12 protein-coding genes and 1 pseudogene are annotated in these 15,534 nt (G+C 65.4%); 7 read left to right on the top strand and 6 right to left on the bottom strand.

All coding sequences use genetic code 11. The features are described 5' to 3' along the window. Positions 1 to 314: 314 nt before the first annotated feature. Entirely contained in the window at positions 315 to 965 is a 651-nt protein-coding gene (locus AC50YM_RS17375; protein ID WP_494958195.1) for an alpha/beta hydrolase, read from the bottom strand. Between the two features lie 135 nt (positions 966 to 1,100). On the opposite strand from AC50YM_RS17375, the gene AC50YM_RS17370 reads away from it, so the two are divergent. The 4 genes and pseudogenes from AC50YM_RS17370 to ligD all read left to right on the top strand — a co-directional run bounded on the left by AC50YM_RS17370 (position 1,101) and on the right by ligD (position 3,770). Beyond that, positions 1,101 to 1,505 (top strand): nuclear transport factor 2 family protein, encoded by a 405-nt coding sequence (locus AC50YM_RS17370; protein ID WP_494958194.1) that lies wholly within the window; start codon positions 1,101 to 1,103, stop codon positions 1,503 to 1,505. 52 nt (positions 1,506 to 1,557) lie between these two features. Continuing rightward, positions 1,558 to 1,851: pseudogene (locus AC50YM_RS17365) on the top strand (NmrA family NAD(P)-binding protein); the annotation flags it as partial. Between the two features lie 52 nt (positions 1,852 to 1,903). After that, on the top strand, positions 1,904 to 2,479 hold the full coding sequence (locus AC50YM_RS17360; protein ID WP_494958228.1) for a Rossmann-fold NAD(P)-binding domain-containing protein: 576 nt from the start codon (positions 1,904 to 1,906) through the stop codon (positions 2,477 to 2,479). Between the two features lie 49 nt (positions 2,480 to 2,528). Then, positions 2,529 to 3,770 carry a non-homologous end-joining DNA ligase gene (gene ligD / locus AC50YM_RS17355; RefSeq protein ID WP_494958193.1) on the top strand — a complete coding sequence of 414 codons (1,242 nt, stop codon included), beginning with the start codon at positions 2,529 to 2,531 and terminating at the stop codon, positions 3,768 to 3,770. Positions 3,771 to 4,355: 585 nt separating this feature from the next. Here ligD and AC50YM_RS17350 read toward each other — a convergent pair. Next, the gene (locus tag AC50YM_RS17350; RefSeq protein ID WP_494958192.1) at positions 4,356 to 4,820 is read right to left on the bottom strand and encodes a DUF8821 family protein; all 465 of its coding nucleotides are present in this window, start codon (positions 4,818 to 4,820) and stop codon (positions 4,356 to 4,358) included. Between the two features lie 186 nt (positions 4,821 to 5,006). Here AC50YM_RS17350 and AC50YM_RS17345 point away from each other — a divergent pair, with 186 nt between their 5' ends. Both AC50YM_RS17345 and AC50YM_RS17340 read left to right on the top strand, forming a co-directional pair. Further along, positions 5,007 to 5,591, top strand: coding sequence for an HhH-GPD-type base excision DNA repair protein (locus AC50YM_RS17345; protein ID WP_494958191.1), 585 nt, complete (start codon positions 5,007 to 5,009; stop codon positions 5,589 to 5,591). A gap of 501 nt (positions 5,592 to 6,092) precedes the next feature. Further along, a complete protein-coding gene (locus AC50YM_RS17340) occupies positions 6,093 to 7,115 on the top strand; it encodes a DUF808 domain-containing protein (protein WP_494958190.1) in 1,023 nt (340 codons plus the stop codon). A 617-nt stretch (positions 7,116 to 7,732) separates the two neighbouring features. Here the strand turns inward: AC50YM_RS17340 and AC50YM_RS17335 are convergent. From AC50YM_RS17335 to AC50YM_RS17320, 4 genes are all read right to left on the bottom strand, one after another. Beyond that, positions 7,733 to 8,011, bottom strand: coding sequence for a Gfo/Idh/MocA family oxidoreductase (locus AC50YM_RS17335; RefSeq protein WP_494958224.1), 279 nt, complete (start codon positions 8,009 to 8,011; stop codon positions 7,733 to 7,735). A gap of 429 nt (positions 8,012 to 8,440) precedes the next feature. Beyond that, a complete protein-coding gene (locus tag AC50YM_RS17330; RefSeq protein WP_494958189.1) occupies positions 8,441 to 9,472 on the bottom strand; it encodes an NADPH:quinone reductase in 1,032 nt (343 codons plus the stop codon). Positions 9,473 to 9,683: 211 nt separating this feature from the next. After that, a complete protein-coding gene (locus AC50YM_RS17325) occupies positions 9,684 to 10,724 on the bottom strand; it encodes an NAD(P)-dependent alcohol dehydrogenase (RefSeq protein WP_494958188.1) in 1,041 nt (346 codons plus the stop codon). A gap of 777 nt (positions 10,725 to 11,501) precedes the next feature. Beyond that, positions 11,502 to 12,107: a lytic transglycosylase domain-containing protein gene (locus AC50YM_RS17320; protein ID WP_494958187.1), complete on the bottom strand. Its 606-nt coding sequence runs from the start codon at positions 12,105 to 12,107 to the stop codon at positions 11,502 to 11,504. 738 nt (positions 12,108 to 12,845) lie between these two features. Here AC50YM_RS17320 and AC50YM_RS17315 point away from each other — a divergent pair. Beyond that, complete coding sequence (locus AC50YM_RS17315; protein ID WP_494958186.1) at positions 12,846 to 15,140, top strand: phytase; 2,295 nt, start codon at positions 12,846 to 12,848, stop codon at positions 15,138 to 15,140. Positions 15,141 to 15,534: the final 394 nt, after the last annotated feature.

Genomic DNA, 15,534 nt, shown 5'->3' with positions numbered 1-15,534 from the left:
CGGAATGACCGCCTGCATTGTGTGCTGCTGGCACAGCTGAACCCGCTGGCGGGCGGCGGCACCGGCAGCCGGTCCGTGATGCCCACCCACCCACCGCCCTCAACCGGGCCGGCACCGCGTTAGTCGGGCGGGGCCTCGCAACTCCGTGGTGGCAGGTTCGCACCTTGTGCGCCCATCACTTTAACTGGCCCGCCATCCGGCTTAGGCAATGGGTGGACCCTTAGGTTGCAATGAGCCGCCGAGAGTCCACCGTCGCGGAACCTTCAATGGCAGACCGCGCTCGCAGAAGGAAAGGGAATGTCTGGTGATGGCGCTTAGCGGCGGGCCACCGCCTGGGCTCCGACCTCCGCGGTGAGGAAGTCGCGTACGTCGTCGAGCTCTTGCGCGTTGATGCTGTGTCCCAGTCCCGGATACACCCGCTTAATCAGCGAAGTGTGCTGCGGAAGGAACTCGCTGCTGCGGGTGATCGCCACGGGGGCGATGACATTGTCTTCGGCGCCGCGGCCCCAGAACAGGGGCGGGCGGCTGCCGCGCAGTGTCTCGTCGCCCGACTGAAGTGCGCCCAGCACGAACCCGCCCAGTACGACGGGGGCCAGGACCCGTTCGGGCCGCGAGCGCAGCAGCTGGCTGGCCATGAGCCCTCCCTGCGAGAACCCGATGGGAACGACGCGGGAGGCGGGGTCCAGGTTTTCATCGACCCAGGCCCAGATGGCATCCGTCGCAGCCTCCACCGGCCCGGCGTCGGGAATCCCTGGCGTGGTAATCGAGAACCATGCCGCCCCGCCGTTGCCGAGCTCAATCGGTGCCCGCAGGGACGCCCAGGGCAGGTTCAGCCCCAGCGCCGGCGCCAGCGAGCCCAGGTCGTGCTCATTGGAGCCGAAGCCATGCAGGAAAAGTGCGACGGCATCGTGAACGACGTCGGTGGTCCACTCGTGCGAGCGCACGTCGCGCAGTGAGGTGTTCATTCGAAGTATCAGCTCCCAGGTTTGTTCAATTACTTGCAGCTTCAACTATATATCCCCATCCGCTCTTCATCGTCACATCCTGATCGTCTCGCTTTCCTGATGCACACCCGGCGGGGCCGGGAGCACAATGGGGGCATGAGCGATCCCGATGACTTTCTGGCCTGGATCAAGACCGCGCTGTACGAAGCGGAGCTGGCGCTGCACAACGGAGACTCTGCACCCCGCCGGGCGCTCTGGTCCGATAACGAACCCGTGAGCGTCCTTGGTGCATGGAGCAACGCGTTCGGGCAGCATGAACTGGATGAGCTGTTTACCCGGCTCGCGGAGAGTTTCTCCGACTGCACGTCCTATGCTTTCGAACTGCTGGCTTACGCCGTGGTGGGCGACGCGGCCTACACGGCCGGATTAGAACACATTTCGACCTCTGTCAGCGGTGAGCCGCGCACCTTCACCCTGCGGGCCACCCAGGTGTACCGAAGGGAAGACGGCGAATGGAAAGTTGCCCATCGGCATGGGGACACCCTCAGTGGGGATCAGTAGATAGTCTTTAGAGACGATCACTTTCCACCGGACATCACGCGAGGTGTGCCCCATGACCGCGACGCCACCCCCGCCAGGCACCGTCCTTCTTGCCGGTGCCACCGGCGATCTCGGCGGACGGATCCTGCAGAATTTGGTCACCCTGGGGGCCACCGTTCGAGTCCTGGCACGACCGGGGACCAGCACGGCACGGATCTCACAGCTCCGCGCCCAGGGGGCCGAGGTGACCCAGACCGGTTACGACGATCCGGACGGCCTCCGCACAGCCTGCACCGACGTCGACTGCGTCGTCTCCGCGATCAACGGCCTCGACAGCGCAATCATCGGTGCCCAATCGCGCCTGCTGGAGGCCGCCGCGGACGCGGGGGTGCCGCGTTTCATCCCGTCCGATTTCTCCGTTGACTACCGTGGCATCCGGCCCCGAAGCAATCGGAACCTCCAGCTCCGCAGGGACTTCGCGCAGAGACTGGACGCGACCCGAAATCCAGGCCACCTCGATCCTCAACGGCGCCTTTACCGACATGCTCACCGGACAGGCACCACTGATCCTGCACTCCCGGCACCGCGTGCTGTTCTGGTCCGATCCAGACCAGGTGCTCGACTTCACCACCAAAGACGACACTGCCACCTACACCGCAGCGGCCGCCCTCGATGAGCGGGCGCCCCGCGTCCTCCAGATCGCCGGGGACCAGGTCACGGCACGAACCCTGGCAGGCACGATGACCGAGCTGACCGGGACGCATTTCCGGCTGCTTTACGCGGGCAGCGTCGGATCCCTGGCCGCTACGAGCCGGGCGGTGAAGGCCCTTACGGCGGCCTCTGACGATCCGTTCCCACCGTGGCAGGGCATGCAGTATTTCGCCAGCATGTTCAGCGGCGATGCGATCCTGCGGTACACCACCAATCACCGGTACGGCAGCCGGAAGTGGACGACCGCCCGCGACGTCCTGACGAGGTACCGGCAGCAGAGCTGACCCGGGGGCCGCTCTGGCCGGGAGATCCGTTCGTTGCTAGCGTGGCGGAATGAGCCCGTCAAAGACACCGGCCGAGATCCTCAACATCGCCGGAACCGAGGTCCGCATCTCGAGTCCGGACAAGGTGGTGTTCCCCGAGCCGGGGCTCACGAAGCTCGACCTGGTTCACTACTACCTCGCCGTCGCCGACGGTGCGCTCCGGGGCGCCGGCGGACGGCCCATGGTGCTCAAGCGCTTCCCGAAGGGGATCGGCGCTGAGCCGTTCTTTCAGAAGCGGGTGCCGGACAACCACCCGGACTTCATCGACACGACGACGCTGCACTACGCGTCGGGGACATCAGCCGAAGAGGCCGTCATCCGGGATGCTGCGGGCTTGGCCTGGGTCGTGAATCTTGGCTGCCTGGACCTCAACCCGCACCCCGTGCGCGCCGAGGACCTCGAGCACCCCGACGAACTCCGGGTTGACCTCGACCCGATGCCCGGCGTCGACTGGAAGCAGATTGTCGACGTCGCCTATGTCGCGCAGGAGGTGCTCGACGACGTGAGGCTGATGGGGTGGCCGAAGACTAGCGGGTCACGGGGACTGCACATCCTGGTGCGCATAGCGCCCGAGTGGTCATACCGCGACGTGAGGCTTGCCGCCGAGACCCTCGCCCGCGAGGTGGAAAACCGCGCTCCGGGTCTCGCCACCGCGCGGTGGTGGAAGGAGGAGCGCGGCGAGAGTGTGTTCGTCGACTTCAACCAGAACGCAAAGGACCGCACCGTGGCGTCGGCGTACTCGATCCGGCCCCTGCCCGACGCCCGGGTCTCGACGCCGCTCACCTGGGACGAGGTTACCTCCACCCGGCCGGAGCAATTTACGGTGCCCACGGTGCTCGAGCGCTTCGCAGCAGTGGGCGACCCCCACGCCGGCATCGACGACGCGGCCGGGTCTCTCGACGGGCTCCTCGGCCTGGCTGCAGAGCTGGGCCCAGCTGAGAAGCCGCCGCGCGGCGGCGGCGGCTCGGGCCGCCGGCAGTCGGTGATGCCGCTGATCGAAGTGGCCCGTACCAGGACCAAGGATGAGGCCCTCACGGCGCTGGAGGAATGGAAGTCGCGGCATGCGGACCTGGTCCCGGCCCTGCATCCTGCCGATGTCCTTGTTGACGGAATGCGCGGCTCGAGTTCGCTCTGGTACCGGGTGCGGGTGAACCTGCAGCACGTCCCCGAAAACGAGCGGCCGCCACAGGAGCTCATCGCTGACTACGACCCTTGGGCGGGCAAAGAGTGGCCCGGGCGGCCCGGGTCCTGACACCACCGGATTCGGAGTGGCCCGGTCCCCCGGCCGGCGACGTCTTCGCCGCAGCGTCCGTCGCCTTACCCGTGGGCCTGCGCCGTCATCTGCCCCGCCGCACCCGCAAGCGTCCGCCTAAGTGCAACACCAGATCCATGCCTCTGCGGCGACTTTCCACGGCACGGTTATGCTGCCGGATGGCCCTGCTCCAATGAACTGGAAGTCGACGACGATCGGCTCACCACGGCGTTCCGCCAACCCATTCAATCCGCAGAGCTCGTGAAAACGCCACGTCGGGCGGCCCCAAACAGGAATGCAGGCGGGGCCCGCACTACCCGCTCGAAGTCATTCTCACCGCCGCCGCCGCCGAGATTACGTCCTGCCAACCGCCGTCGACACGCAGGCTATGCAGTTGCGAAAAATGGTCAGGTCAGCCTGTCTCTAGCTGCCACGAAGGCGGCCCGCCAAAAACTCCCCGAATTGGCCTTTCTCCGTGCGTGCGTACGCTGTGCAGCGGCAAGGGTGCTGACTATGTATTCCGTCAGCAGGACGTCGAAATCCGCACCCGGGGGTGGGCGGCTCGGGGCTCGGAACGTCCGCTGATCAGTGTTCGCCCTTGATCACGAAGTAGGAGCCGCGGATAACGCCTGCCAGCTTTGATCTCTGGCGGGCGAACTTGAACCGTGATGCCAGTTCCTCTGGAATCTCCATACCTTCGGCCAGTTTGAATCCGACCGCTCGTTTCCCGCCGTCCTCAATGCTGTACATGACGTTGATCGACAGCCCCGACTCGTAAAACACGTAATCCATCCGCAAACCGTCGACTTCGAAAGCGGTTGCTTCGAGCGGCCGGGAGTCGATGACGATGTCGCGTTCGCCCTTTAGGATCCGGCTGACCCGGTCGACCACCTCCGGAACCTCGCTTGCCGGGCTAACGGTGAAGACGTGGTCGTACTTGTTGCGGTAGTAGCGCCCCTCATTGGCGCGCAAGCCAGCAAGCGCCTCGGTGACCGGAGACGATTCCAGGCCGACCGTCGAAACGGTCTTGAAGTCAACAACGTATGGCATGCGGCCTCCGGATTCGATGTGTTGGACCAACGATATCGCGACGGCGTGCTTCGCCGTCGTGCGCACGCCCGCAGGCTGCCCGGACCGGGCAGAACCGGTGTGCATCCCGCCCGCAAACTCCAGAAGGCGGCGCCATATGCACCGACGTGCCATGACGCGGCTCGGAGCAGGTGGGAGGATGGGCGCATGGAACTGCACATCACTGGCGACCCCGCCGCCGACCAACTGCTCAGCAATGACGCGTTCGCACTTCTCGTCGGCATGCTGCTTGACCAGCAAGTGACCATGGAGTCCGCGTTCGCCGGACCCGAAAAGATCCGGACGCGGCTCGGGTCCATATCCCCCGAAGCAATCGCCGAATATGAACCGGCCGGCTTCGTTGAGATCTTCAAGGAGCGTCCGTCGGTTCATCGCTTCCCCGGCTCCATGGCCAGCCGCGTCCAGGACCTCGCTGCGACCGTACAGCGAGATTGGGATGGGGACGCAACTGCCATCTGGAACCAGGGCGACCCTGACGGCCAGGAAGTCCTGCGCAGGCTGAAGGGATTGCCCGGCTTCGGGGAGCAGAAGGCCAAGATCTTCCTCGCACTACTAGGCAAGCAGTGCGGACTGCAGGCACAAGGCTGGCGTGAGGCTGCTGGCCCCTATGGCCAGGAGAGCGCATTCCTTTCTGTCGCCGACATCGTGGACCCCGAGTCGCTGAAAAAAGTACGCGCCAACAAGCAGGCTGCCAAGGCCGCCATCAAAGCCGCGAAGGCATCCGGGCTCTGAAAAGAATGGGCAGCAGCCGCTTCTGACACGGTCCAGAAATGGGCAAGGCGGGAGCCACCAAGTAGCAACGGCATGGTCCACACCCGGGTGTGTGGCCAATATCCACCATGACGTGTCTTCCGCCCCGGAGGTTCCTGGCCTAAACCGGCCTGATCGGTGCCCGCTACGCGACGGCATTGCTGCCGGATGACGCCCACGCCGGCTGGCACTGGAAATGCGGCTGCGGGGCCAAAACAAGTCCATGGATCCAGAACCGGTCGGAGTCCGCCGAGGCAACCCGCGAAAAGTGGACACTGCACTTCTTTGTATAGGACAGCTCGACGCCACTCAGCGGTCACGGTGCACCAACCAGCCAGCGCCGCTGGCGTGCGTCCCCGGCAACGCACGCCACTCCCAGTCAACGGACTGCCTGCCACCGTATAATCGGAGCATGCCGACCACGCGCCTCAACCGAGGCCTCCATGCCCTGCAGTCCCCCCTCGAGCAGTGCGGGAGCGGTCTGTGAGCGGCGGACTCGTCGCCCTGCTGGATGACGTCGCAGCCCTGGTCCGCATAGCGGCCGCCTCCGTAGACGACGTCGCTGCCGGGGCGGCCAAGGCTGGAGCCAAGGCCGCCGGCGTGGTGATCGATGACGCCGCCGTTACCCCGCAGTACGTTTCGGGGGCGGACCCGTCCCGCGAGCTGCCGATGATCAAGCGGATCTTCTGGGGCTCGCTTCGGAACAAGCTGCTGATTATCCTGCCGGCCCTGCTGCTCGTCAGCGCATTCTCACCAGGAGCCATCCCGTTCATCCTCATGCTGGGCGGCACCTACCTCTGCTACGAGGGAGCCGAGAAGGTCTGGCACAAGTTCCGCGGCGACCACGGGGACGAAGAGGTGCCGGCGGTCGAACGGGGTCCGGAGGCGGAGGCTAAGGTCATCAAGGGCGCCATCACCACCGACTTCATCCTGTCCTGCGAGATCATGGTCATCTCGATGAACGAGGTGGCAGCTGAGTCCTTGTGGGTCCGGGCGCTCATCCTGGTCGTCGTAGCGCTCCTGATCACGGTGCTCGTCTACGGTGCCGTCGCACTCATTGTCAAGATGGACGACATCGGGCTGCACCTGACCTCGAAGGACTCCTCGGGCTCCCAGCGCTTTGGCCAGCTGCTCGTCAACGGGATGCCCGCCGTGCTGGCCGGAATAACCCTCGTCGGGACCATCGCCATGCTTTGGGTTGGTGGTCACATCATGCTGCAGGGAGCATCCGACCTCGGCTGGCACGTGCCCTACGACTTCGTCCATCTCCTCGAAGCCCCCTTCGCCGGGATCCCGGCGGTGGGCGGCTTCCTGGCCTGGCTCGTCAACACCCTGTGCTCCGCCGTCCTCGGCCTCGCTTGGGGCCTCATCGTCATGACGATCTTGCACCCGCTACTCAAAATGTTGCCGTTCGGCAAGGAGAAGAGCGTGCACGAAGAGGGCGACGTCCGCGCCGCACTCGCCGGCTATCGGCCCACGAAACGTAGCGTCGATCCCGCCCCTTAGCTCTTACCCGCCAGGGGAAGAAAAAGGCGGACGATCACCGGACTATTCGGTCCTCCAGCGTGCATGTCCGGGCCGGTTTTGTGGCGGCCCCGGGACATCTTGTCCACGTAGAACCCACCCGGTTGTCTCAAAAGGCCATTCCGACTCAGAAAGTCCCCAACGCGCCCTCGTCGAGACGATCCATGGTGAGACGTCTTCCGAGCGAAGGGAGCCCGGCTTTCTCAGCCACTCGGCGGGTTCAGTTGAGCTCTGGATCGTGTCTCGAAAAACTGTTGTTTACCAAGGCATCATCTGGTGTGAATTACAGTGTTATGTGGCAGCGGTTTCGCAGCGCTGAGTGCACGGAAGTCCTTCCAGGCTTCCCTACCCGTAGCTGGCAAGGGTAGGGAAGACTTCAGGTGCTGAAGGAAGACGTCGAATGGCCGTATCGGGCCTAAAATGCTGATTGACCGCCCCCCACCGGGGAGCAGACCTCGCCGGATGAACCTTCTGGGCGATCCTGTTGTCCCGGAAGCACAGAGCGGGCCTGCCCATCAGCGGAGGAACCCCGCTCCTTCCAACAGCCAAAATCCTACGCCGTCGGCGCAAACCCTCGAGGCAGCCCCAGGCCTGTGGGTTCATGGATTCCGTGGCTTTTCGCCGGGAAACTCGATTCCGAGCCGATCCCTGATGGCGTCGGCGACGGCCATGGTCCGGATGGATTCGGCCACGTAGACGATGTCGACGTCGGAGGCTGCCAGCTCCTCATAGCTACCAAAGGCTCCTGGGACGCCGTGCCGACCGGCAAACTCCTCGGAGCGGTCCAGCGAGCGAGATCCGACCGCGGCAATCACCTGCGAGGTGTGCGCCTGCACGGATTCCGTGAAGCGTTCCGCAATCCAGCCGGGACCCATGATCCCCCAGCGGAGCGGGGGTGCATCGCGGGATTCTGGAACGCGAGACCCAGGGAGCGAGCGTTCCCGGTCATGTTAGTCCGCCTTAGGGTCGATATCGATTCTCACGGGAGGCACAGGCCCTCCGCTTTGTGCTGACATAGTAACAAACCTGGTTCGCGGTGGACCCGTCCGTTGACTGGCTCATTGACCACGCAGGGCTGTACCTGTCGGGACACCATCAATCGGACCGAGCCGGGGAGGGCCACGGTCTGCCCCAGTCGGGTCGCTTTGACGCAAAAGCAGCGCAACGATCCTGCCGTCACTCCCACGAGATGGGGCCCGGCCGCCGACTACCTGCTCGAGCACTGCGAAGTGGCTGCACCGCCCGGCGCGCCTGATCCGCTACGACGCCTACTGGGCGGATCCGCGAGGCTCCCTGAGCAGTATCGGCTACCCCTCTGCCACATCGATCAGCGCCTTGCCGACGATGCTCTTTTCCACCGCTTCGTGGGCCGCAGCCGTGGCAGCCAGGTCAAAGCGGTGCAGCGGCAGGCCCGCGGCCTCTCCCACCGGAAGGGCGCCGTCGGCGATGGCCGCATTAATGTCCTCGGCGGCGGCCTGCACCGCGGCCATACCAACGGTGTAGAGCAGCACGAACTGGTAGCGGACGTTGAGGCTGAAGTGCCTGCGCACGTCCAGGGTCACCTGATCGCCGCCGTTGTTGGCGTAAACCGCGATAGAGCCGCGGTTACGGATCACTGCCAGGTCGAGTTCCGCGTTCTGCGCGGGCGCCACCTCCACGATTTGATCGACACCGTCGGGAGCGATCCGGCGGATCTCCACTGCCGCATCGGTTTCCCGATAATTGATGACGTGGTCGGCGCCGGCGGCCGTGACCAGTGCAGCCTTCGCCTGTCCGCTCACGGTTGTGATCACAACGGCGCCGGCCCACTTGGCGAGCTGGATCGCCGCATGGCCCACGGCACCAGCCCCTCCAGCAACGAGTACTACCTTGCCCTCCAACACTCCCGGGTGCAGCCGCCGCGGGCCGTCCTCGGCGATGGTCAGGGCCCGGTGGGCGGTGATCGCGGGAACGCCCAGGCTTGCGCCGAGGTCGAACCCGGCGTTGTCCGGCAGCGGAAAGACCCGCTCGGCTGGCAGGACGGCGAGCTCCTGCGCTGTCCCGCCGTCGGCGCGCTGGTAAGCGGCCAAGGCCAGCCAGACCCTGTCACCGACGTGGAGGTGCTCGACGCCGGGTCCGATGGCGTCCACTATTCCGGCGCCGTCTTGATTCGGCACGACCTCCGCGAAGGGCAACGCCTCGCCCGGTTTGGCGCCGCGGCGCGTCTTCCAGTCGGTGGGGTTCACCGCGGAGACCATGATCCGCACGCGCACCTCCCCAGAGCCCGGGTCGCGGATCTCGCGGTCGACGAGCTCGAGAACAGACGGATCGCCGGTGGCACGGTACACGATTGCTTTCATACTCAAACCCAACGCAGGCCCGGACCGAAAATTCCCGGCGGGCGCCGGACCAGACGCGGGCAACGGACCCTCCTGGGCCGTGGAAGCCACCATATCGAGCGCTTATCCCAACGCGGCAACGGCTCATCCACGGGCTAAAGGGCACGACGCCGCGTCCCGGTCTTCCCTTGGCGATCGGGATGCGGCGTCGGTCCCCTACTGACCGTCACCGTCAGGGGACGATTACCGCGCGTCCGCGTAACTGCCCGGCGTGCAGCTTCTCATACGCCGCCGGGGCGTCGTCGAGCGAGAAGACCTCGGCAGCAACATGGATGGCTCCGGAGCGTGCGAGTTCGAGTACCTCGAACAGCTCCGAGCGGTAGCCCCAATAGGGCGCGCGGATGGAGGACTCCCACGGCTTGTCCAGCATGCCCACCGGCAGAGTGCCTGAACCAACACCGACAACCACCTGGTCGCCGCCGACCCGGATCATGGCCAGGCCCAGATTCAGGGTTGATTGTGCCCCCACGAAGTCGAACACGGCGTGCGCGCCGCGGCCCCCGGTCAGCTCCCGGACTTTGTCCACCGCCCCGGGGTCGGACAGGAATGCATAGTGGGCGCCCACCTCCTTCGCCAGGCCCAGCTTCTCCTCGCTAAGGTCCAGGGCCACCACCGTGGCCGAGGTGATGGCGCGCAAGATCTGGATGCCCACGTGGCCCAGGCCGCCGGCTCCGATGACGACGGCGACCGAACCTGGCATCAGCTTGCCAACCGATTCCTTGATCGCGTGGTACGGGGTCAGGCCGGCGTCAGTCAGAGCGACGTTCTGGATCGGATCGAGGTCACCCAGCGGCACGAGGTGGCGGGCGCTGTCGACAATCATGTACTCGGCCATGGACCCCGGGCTACCCAGACCGGGCGGTGTGATGCCGAGCTTCGCGGCGTTCTCGCAGTAGTTCTCATGCCCCTTCGAGCACGGGTAGCAGTAGCCGCACCCCCACGGGCCATAGACAGCTACGGAGTCACCCACCTCGAAGCCTGTCGCGCCCTCTCCAAGCTTGTCGACCTTGCCGGCCCCCTCATGGCCAAGCGTCAGGGGCAGCGGGTAGCTGGCCCGGTACACGTCCCCGGGGAGGCTCATGATGAACTCGTCGGAGTGGCAGACACCGGCGGCGGTGATCTTGAGCCGGACCTGTCCTGGCCCCGGTTCGGGGACTTCGAGCTCAAAGACCTCCGGGGGTGCGCCAATGGTGTGGTACTGCAGGGCCTTCATCGTGAAATCCTGTCCGAAAGTGCAGCCCGATGCCGCGGCTGCCTCCCATGCTAGGGCAGATGCCCGTTGGAGATTTGACTTTCCCCGCAGAGGCCTTGACGCCGTTAAGCAGGGCGTAACGGTTACCCTGCGGCAACGGAGGCGGCACGGCCGTCTGGACCACTGGTCCGTTTCGTCGCATGGGTCCCTTGATTCCCTCGCCCACGTAGTTCACTTCAAACAGACACCGGGCAAGGTCTTTCCTGTTCCGTAGTGTCCAGGACGCGGGCAATCGAGGGCTTTCCTGACCCGTGACGGTGGTTCCTGGAGCGGTCCCCGGAGTGGGGCCGTGCCCACAGCGGAGGCCTACTTCCGCGCACTAACAACGGTCGCCCGCAAACTCCGACGGAAGGGAGTCCGCCCCAGCCGGACCGCACCTGTGATGCCGTGGCCAGATCGCGGGCATGAAGCCCGACAAGAAAACCTGCGGCGGGGTCCGGGGCTTCCCAGGCGGCACCGGCACCGTCGAGGTGGAAGTCCGGCCCGATCAGCACCCCGTCTTTCGGCGCTTCCGGGCTGCCGAGGGAGTCGAGCCAGCGGCCGTAGGTTCCGTCGACGCCGTCGACGCCGTGCACGCCGTCGGCCTCCACGCCTCCGTTCTCGAAGTGATGTTCGGCCGGCAGCCCTTCAGGGAGCTGCTGGCCAAGTCAGAGGAAGGCATCGCCTCCCGCATCGTCGCCAGCGGCCTGAAGCACCTCGTGGATCCACCGGACCCACTTCCATTCACCGCCATGGCCTTCAGCCGTGGACTGATTCGGCGGTGCCCGTCTTCGCGGCGTATGCGGTGGCTTGGGCCTGCACCTGGCGAATGTAGGGATCGGACTGGTTGTAGGAGTAGATGGCGTCGGTCCACCCGTGCGCGGTTGAGAGGTCACGGCCGCGGGCACACAGGTAGGTCGCCGCGCTGAGGGCGGCATCGTCGATATTGAACGGGTCCGCCGTTCCGTCCCCGTTCCCGTCCCGCCCTGCAAGCTGCCAGGTGGAGGGAATGAACTGCATAGGTCCGACGGCGTGGTCCCAGCGGGCATCGCCGTCCAGGGCACCCGCGTCCGTGTCGGCGATGGCGGCGAACCCGGCGCCGTTGAGGCTCGGGCCCACAAGTGCGCCGCTCGCCTGCCCAGCGGCGTTAAGGCTGCCGCCGCCGTAAGTTCCGTGCGCGGATTCGACGAAGCCGACAGCTGCCACGGTGTTCCAGCCGATCCGGCACGTCGGAGCGGAAGCGTTGGCCGTGGCTGCAGCGGCAACATAGGCCCGGAGCGCGCGGGCAGGGATCCCGGTCTGTTCGGCAGCCCGGATGAGCCACCGGGCATCCGGGCTCGGCGTTACGTTTACGGCAGTGGCCATGCCTGTGGACAACATTTTAAGTTTCGCCCCTGCCTGCGGAGGTGCAGAGAGGGTCCCGCGGGAGTCTGCGCCGGGCTGCCGGGTTACCCAGAACGAGAACGCAGTGATGACGCACACTGCGAACAGGCTGAAAACCATAAGGCGTTTTAGACGGAGCACGGACTAATCAAACCATCCCAACTCCGTGACCGGTTGACGAAACGGTTCTCAGCGGATCAAGAAGGCCGTCTGCTCGCTCGCGGCTGCTTTGCCCCCCCATGAAGAAGTAACAAAGGCCCGAACCATCGACCACATAGACCGGCCTTGGCCCGGATCTGAAAAGACGGGTAGTGCAAGCGAAAAAACGAGTAGCGGGAAGCCCTTGCCACGCTGTTCGGCCTCTTATCCCGGGCATACACTGGCAAGTCTCACTGGCCTCAAAATCATCGAAACAACTCACGGTTCGGCGCTGGGACGCCCGCGCTTGGCAGAACGAAGGGCGTGATGTCTGTGCGCAGTCTTCCGAATCGATATAGACCGCGCGGTCCGGGCGCGGACTCCGGAAGGCGCCGGGCGTCAATTCACCCGGCCATCATCCCTCCGGTCATGGGCCGGCAGCCTCACTGGGTCGCACCGCGGATTGCCGCACCTGCCCCGGCAGGACTGAAGTCGGAGGCGGCCGATGTGCAGCCTGTTTGATCCGCCAAGTTTCTCGTCGGTCGCCCGGAACTCTCGGCAGCTAACTTTGGGAGGCCAGAGGTGACACCTAAATCGAAGCTTGCTGCCATGCTGACGGTGGCTGGACTACTCGCTGGACTCCATGTGGGGCTCGCCGCTCCGATCGCGAGTGCGGCCGTGGCGCAGGTGAGCGCAACGGTCGAAACGGCCCCGATCCACGGATCAGGGGATGCCGCTGACGACCCGGCCATCTGGATCCACCCCACCGACCCGTCGAAGAGCACCATCATCGGCACGGACAAGAGCACAGATGGGCGCGGTCTTGTCGTCTACGACCTGTCTGGACGGGAGTTGTTCTACTACCCCGACGGACGGATGAACAATGTTGATGTCCGCTACAACTTCCCCCTCGGCAGCAGCCGCGTCGGCTTGGTCGGTGTCTCGAACCGAGTAAGGAGCCTTGACTTCTACAAGGTCAACGAGTCGGACCGCTCGCTGACGAAGGTCGGCAGCTTCGCTCCCACCGCCAACATCGGCACGCCCCGCGGGTTCTCCTTCTACCACTCCCCAGACACCGGTAAGTATTTCGCTTATGTCACCGATATCGGCAAGGTCGAGCAGTGGGAACTTGATGGCTCCACCGGATCAGTAACCGGACGGCTCGTGCGCAGCTGGAAGGTGAGCGGGCCCGCCCACACCGAGGGCCTGGTGGCCGATGATGAGATGAAGCGGCTCTACATCGCGCAGGAGGACATCGGCGGGATCTGGCGCTTCGGCGCCGAGCCCGGGGACTCGACCGTCGGGACGAAAGTTGTCAGCACCACCGAGAATGGCGGCGACATCGTCCAGGACATCAAGGGCATCAGCATCTACTACGGCAGCGGTGGCGCCGGTTACCTGCTGGCCGCGAGCCAGGGCTCCAACCGATTCCACGCCTACGCCCGCGACGACAACCGGCCACTGGGAGCCTTCGCCATCCCGGCCGGGAACGGGATCGACGCTGTGACCGGCATGGACGGGATAGACGTCACCAACTTCGGCGTCGGCGGGCCCTTCCCCCAGGGCTTCTTCGTCACGCAGGACACCGGCAACGACAACGGGCAGCACCAGAACTTCAAGGCGGTGCCATGGCAGTCCATCGCTGCCGCCTACACACCTGCTCTACTCGTCGATGCTGCCTACGACCCGCGCAAAATCGGGGCTGGGACCCCCACCTCTCAACCGCCGGACACGACGATCACGAGCCAGCCAGCCAGCCCGACGAGCTCCACATCGGCTCAGTTCGGCTTCACCTCGACGTCGACCAGCGCGACCTTCGCCTGCTCGCTCGACTCGGCAGCATTCGCCAACTGCATCAGTCCGGTGTCGTACACAGGACTGTCTGCTGGCGTGCATACCTTCCAGGTTCGTGCCTCTGACCAGAACGGCGCCGACCCGACTCCCGCCAGCTATACGTGGACCGTGGACACGACCCCACCGCCGGCGGACACTGTGCCCCCGGAGACGACGATCACGTCGGGACCACCTTCGGCATCGACGTCGACCAGCGCCTCTTTCGCGTTCACCTCGAGTGAAGCCAATTCGACGTTTCAGTGCAGCCTGGATGGTGCGCCGCGCGTCGCATGCACGTCGCCCCAGACCTACACCGGGTTGTCGATCGGGTCCCACACTTTCGGGGTCTGGGCCACCGACGCGGCCGGCAACACCGATGCGACGGCAGCGACGCAGACCTGGAGCGTCAGCCCCAGCGACCCGGGAGGCGGCAGCGGCATCATCGTCCGTGAGTCGGTCAGCCAGGCAACGAACACCACAGCGGGCACGACTCTCACGATCCCCAAACCCGCCAACGTCGCCCCGGGAGATCTCCTGGTCAGCTGTCTCTCACTGAACGGTGGCAGCATCACCGCGACGGGTGTCCCGGCCGGTTGGACACGGCTGGCCGCGGTGACCACCATCGCAAATCCGAAAGTCTACGGCTACTACAAGGTGGCCACTGCGTCCGAGTCTGCGGGCTATTCCTGGACGACGACTTCTACGACGAGCGGAGGGGGTATCGCGAGGTATTCCGGCGCATCAGGGCTTGACACTGCCGCGACGTCGGCGGCCGGCGCGGCGGCATCCTCGGGAACCGTCCCGGCGGTAACGAGCACAACAGCGAACGCGATGCTCGTCGGCTGCATGAGCGTCAACTCCAGCTCGGCCAGCCTCACTCCGCCGGGCGGCATGGCCCAGGCAGTCGAGGCCGGCGCACGCCGCTTCGAGGTTGCGGACGGCATTCAGGCGATCGCGGGGCCAAGCGGGGCGAAGACGTGGACTTTCAGCGCCGCCCGCGAGTGGGCCGGCTGGCTGGTAGCGCTTCGACCGAAGACGCCGTAACTCCCCCCGCCCCGCCTCTCCAGACCAAGCGAGACCGCGCGGCACTGCGAGCTTGATTGAGGGGGTTCAGCTCCCAGGGCAGGCTGGGCAGCGTTCTCGAGCCTGTGAAGGCGTGTCTTCCTCCCCGCGATTGTGAAACGCTGCCGGCGTAAAGGCCTGGTGCTGTGGGATGGCTGGCTTGAGCGCGTTTCGGATTACTCTCTTAGTGCACACATGTAAACCAAAAGAGCCTTCTCACGAGAGGCCATGCTGTGCCCGAGGTGCGACTCGAACCGGGTTCCGTGGTTACGTCCCGCTGAGTGGTGGAGTTTTCTCGACACCGTGCAGGTCAGTTATTTGATTATGCTGCCGTGAGTTCGGGAAGCAAAATCGCCTCCTCGATCGGCGTGGCGGG

The sequence above is a fragment of the Pseudarthrobacter sp. RHLT1-30-1 genome, from assembly GCF_059383415.1.
This window is presented reverse-complemented; position numbering and strand designations above follow the sequence as displayed.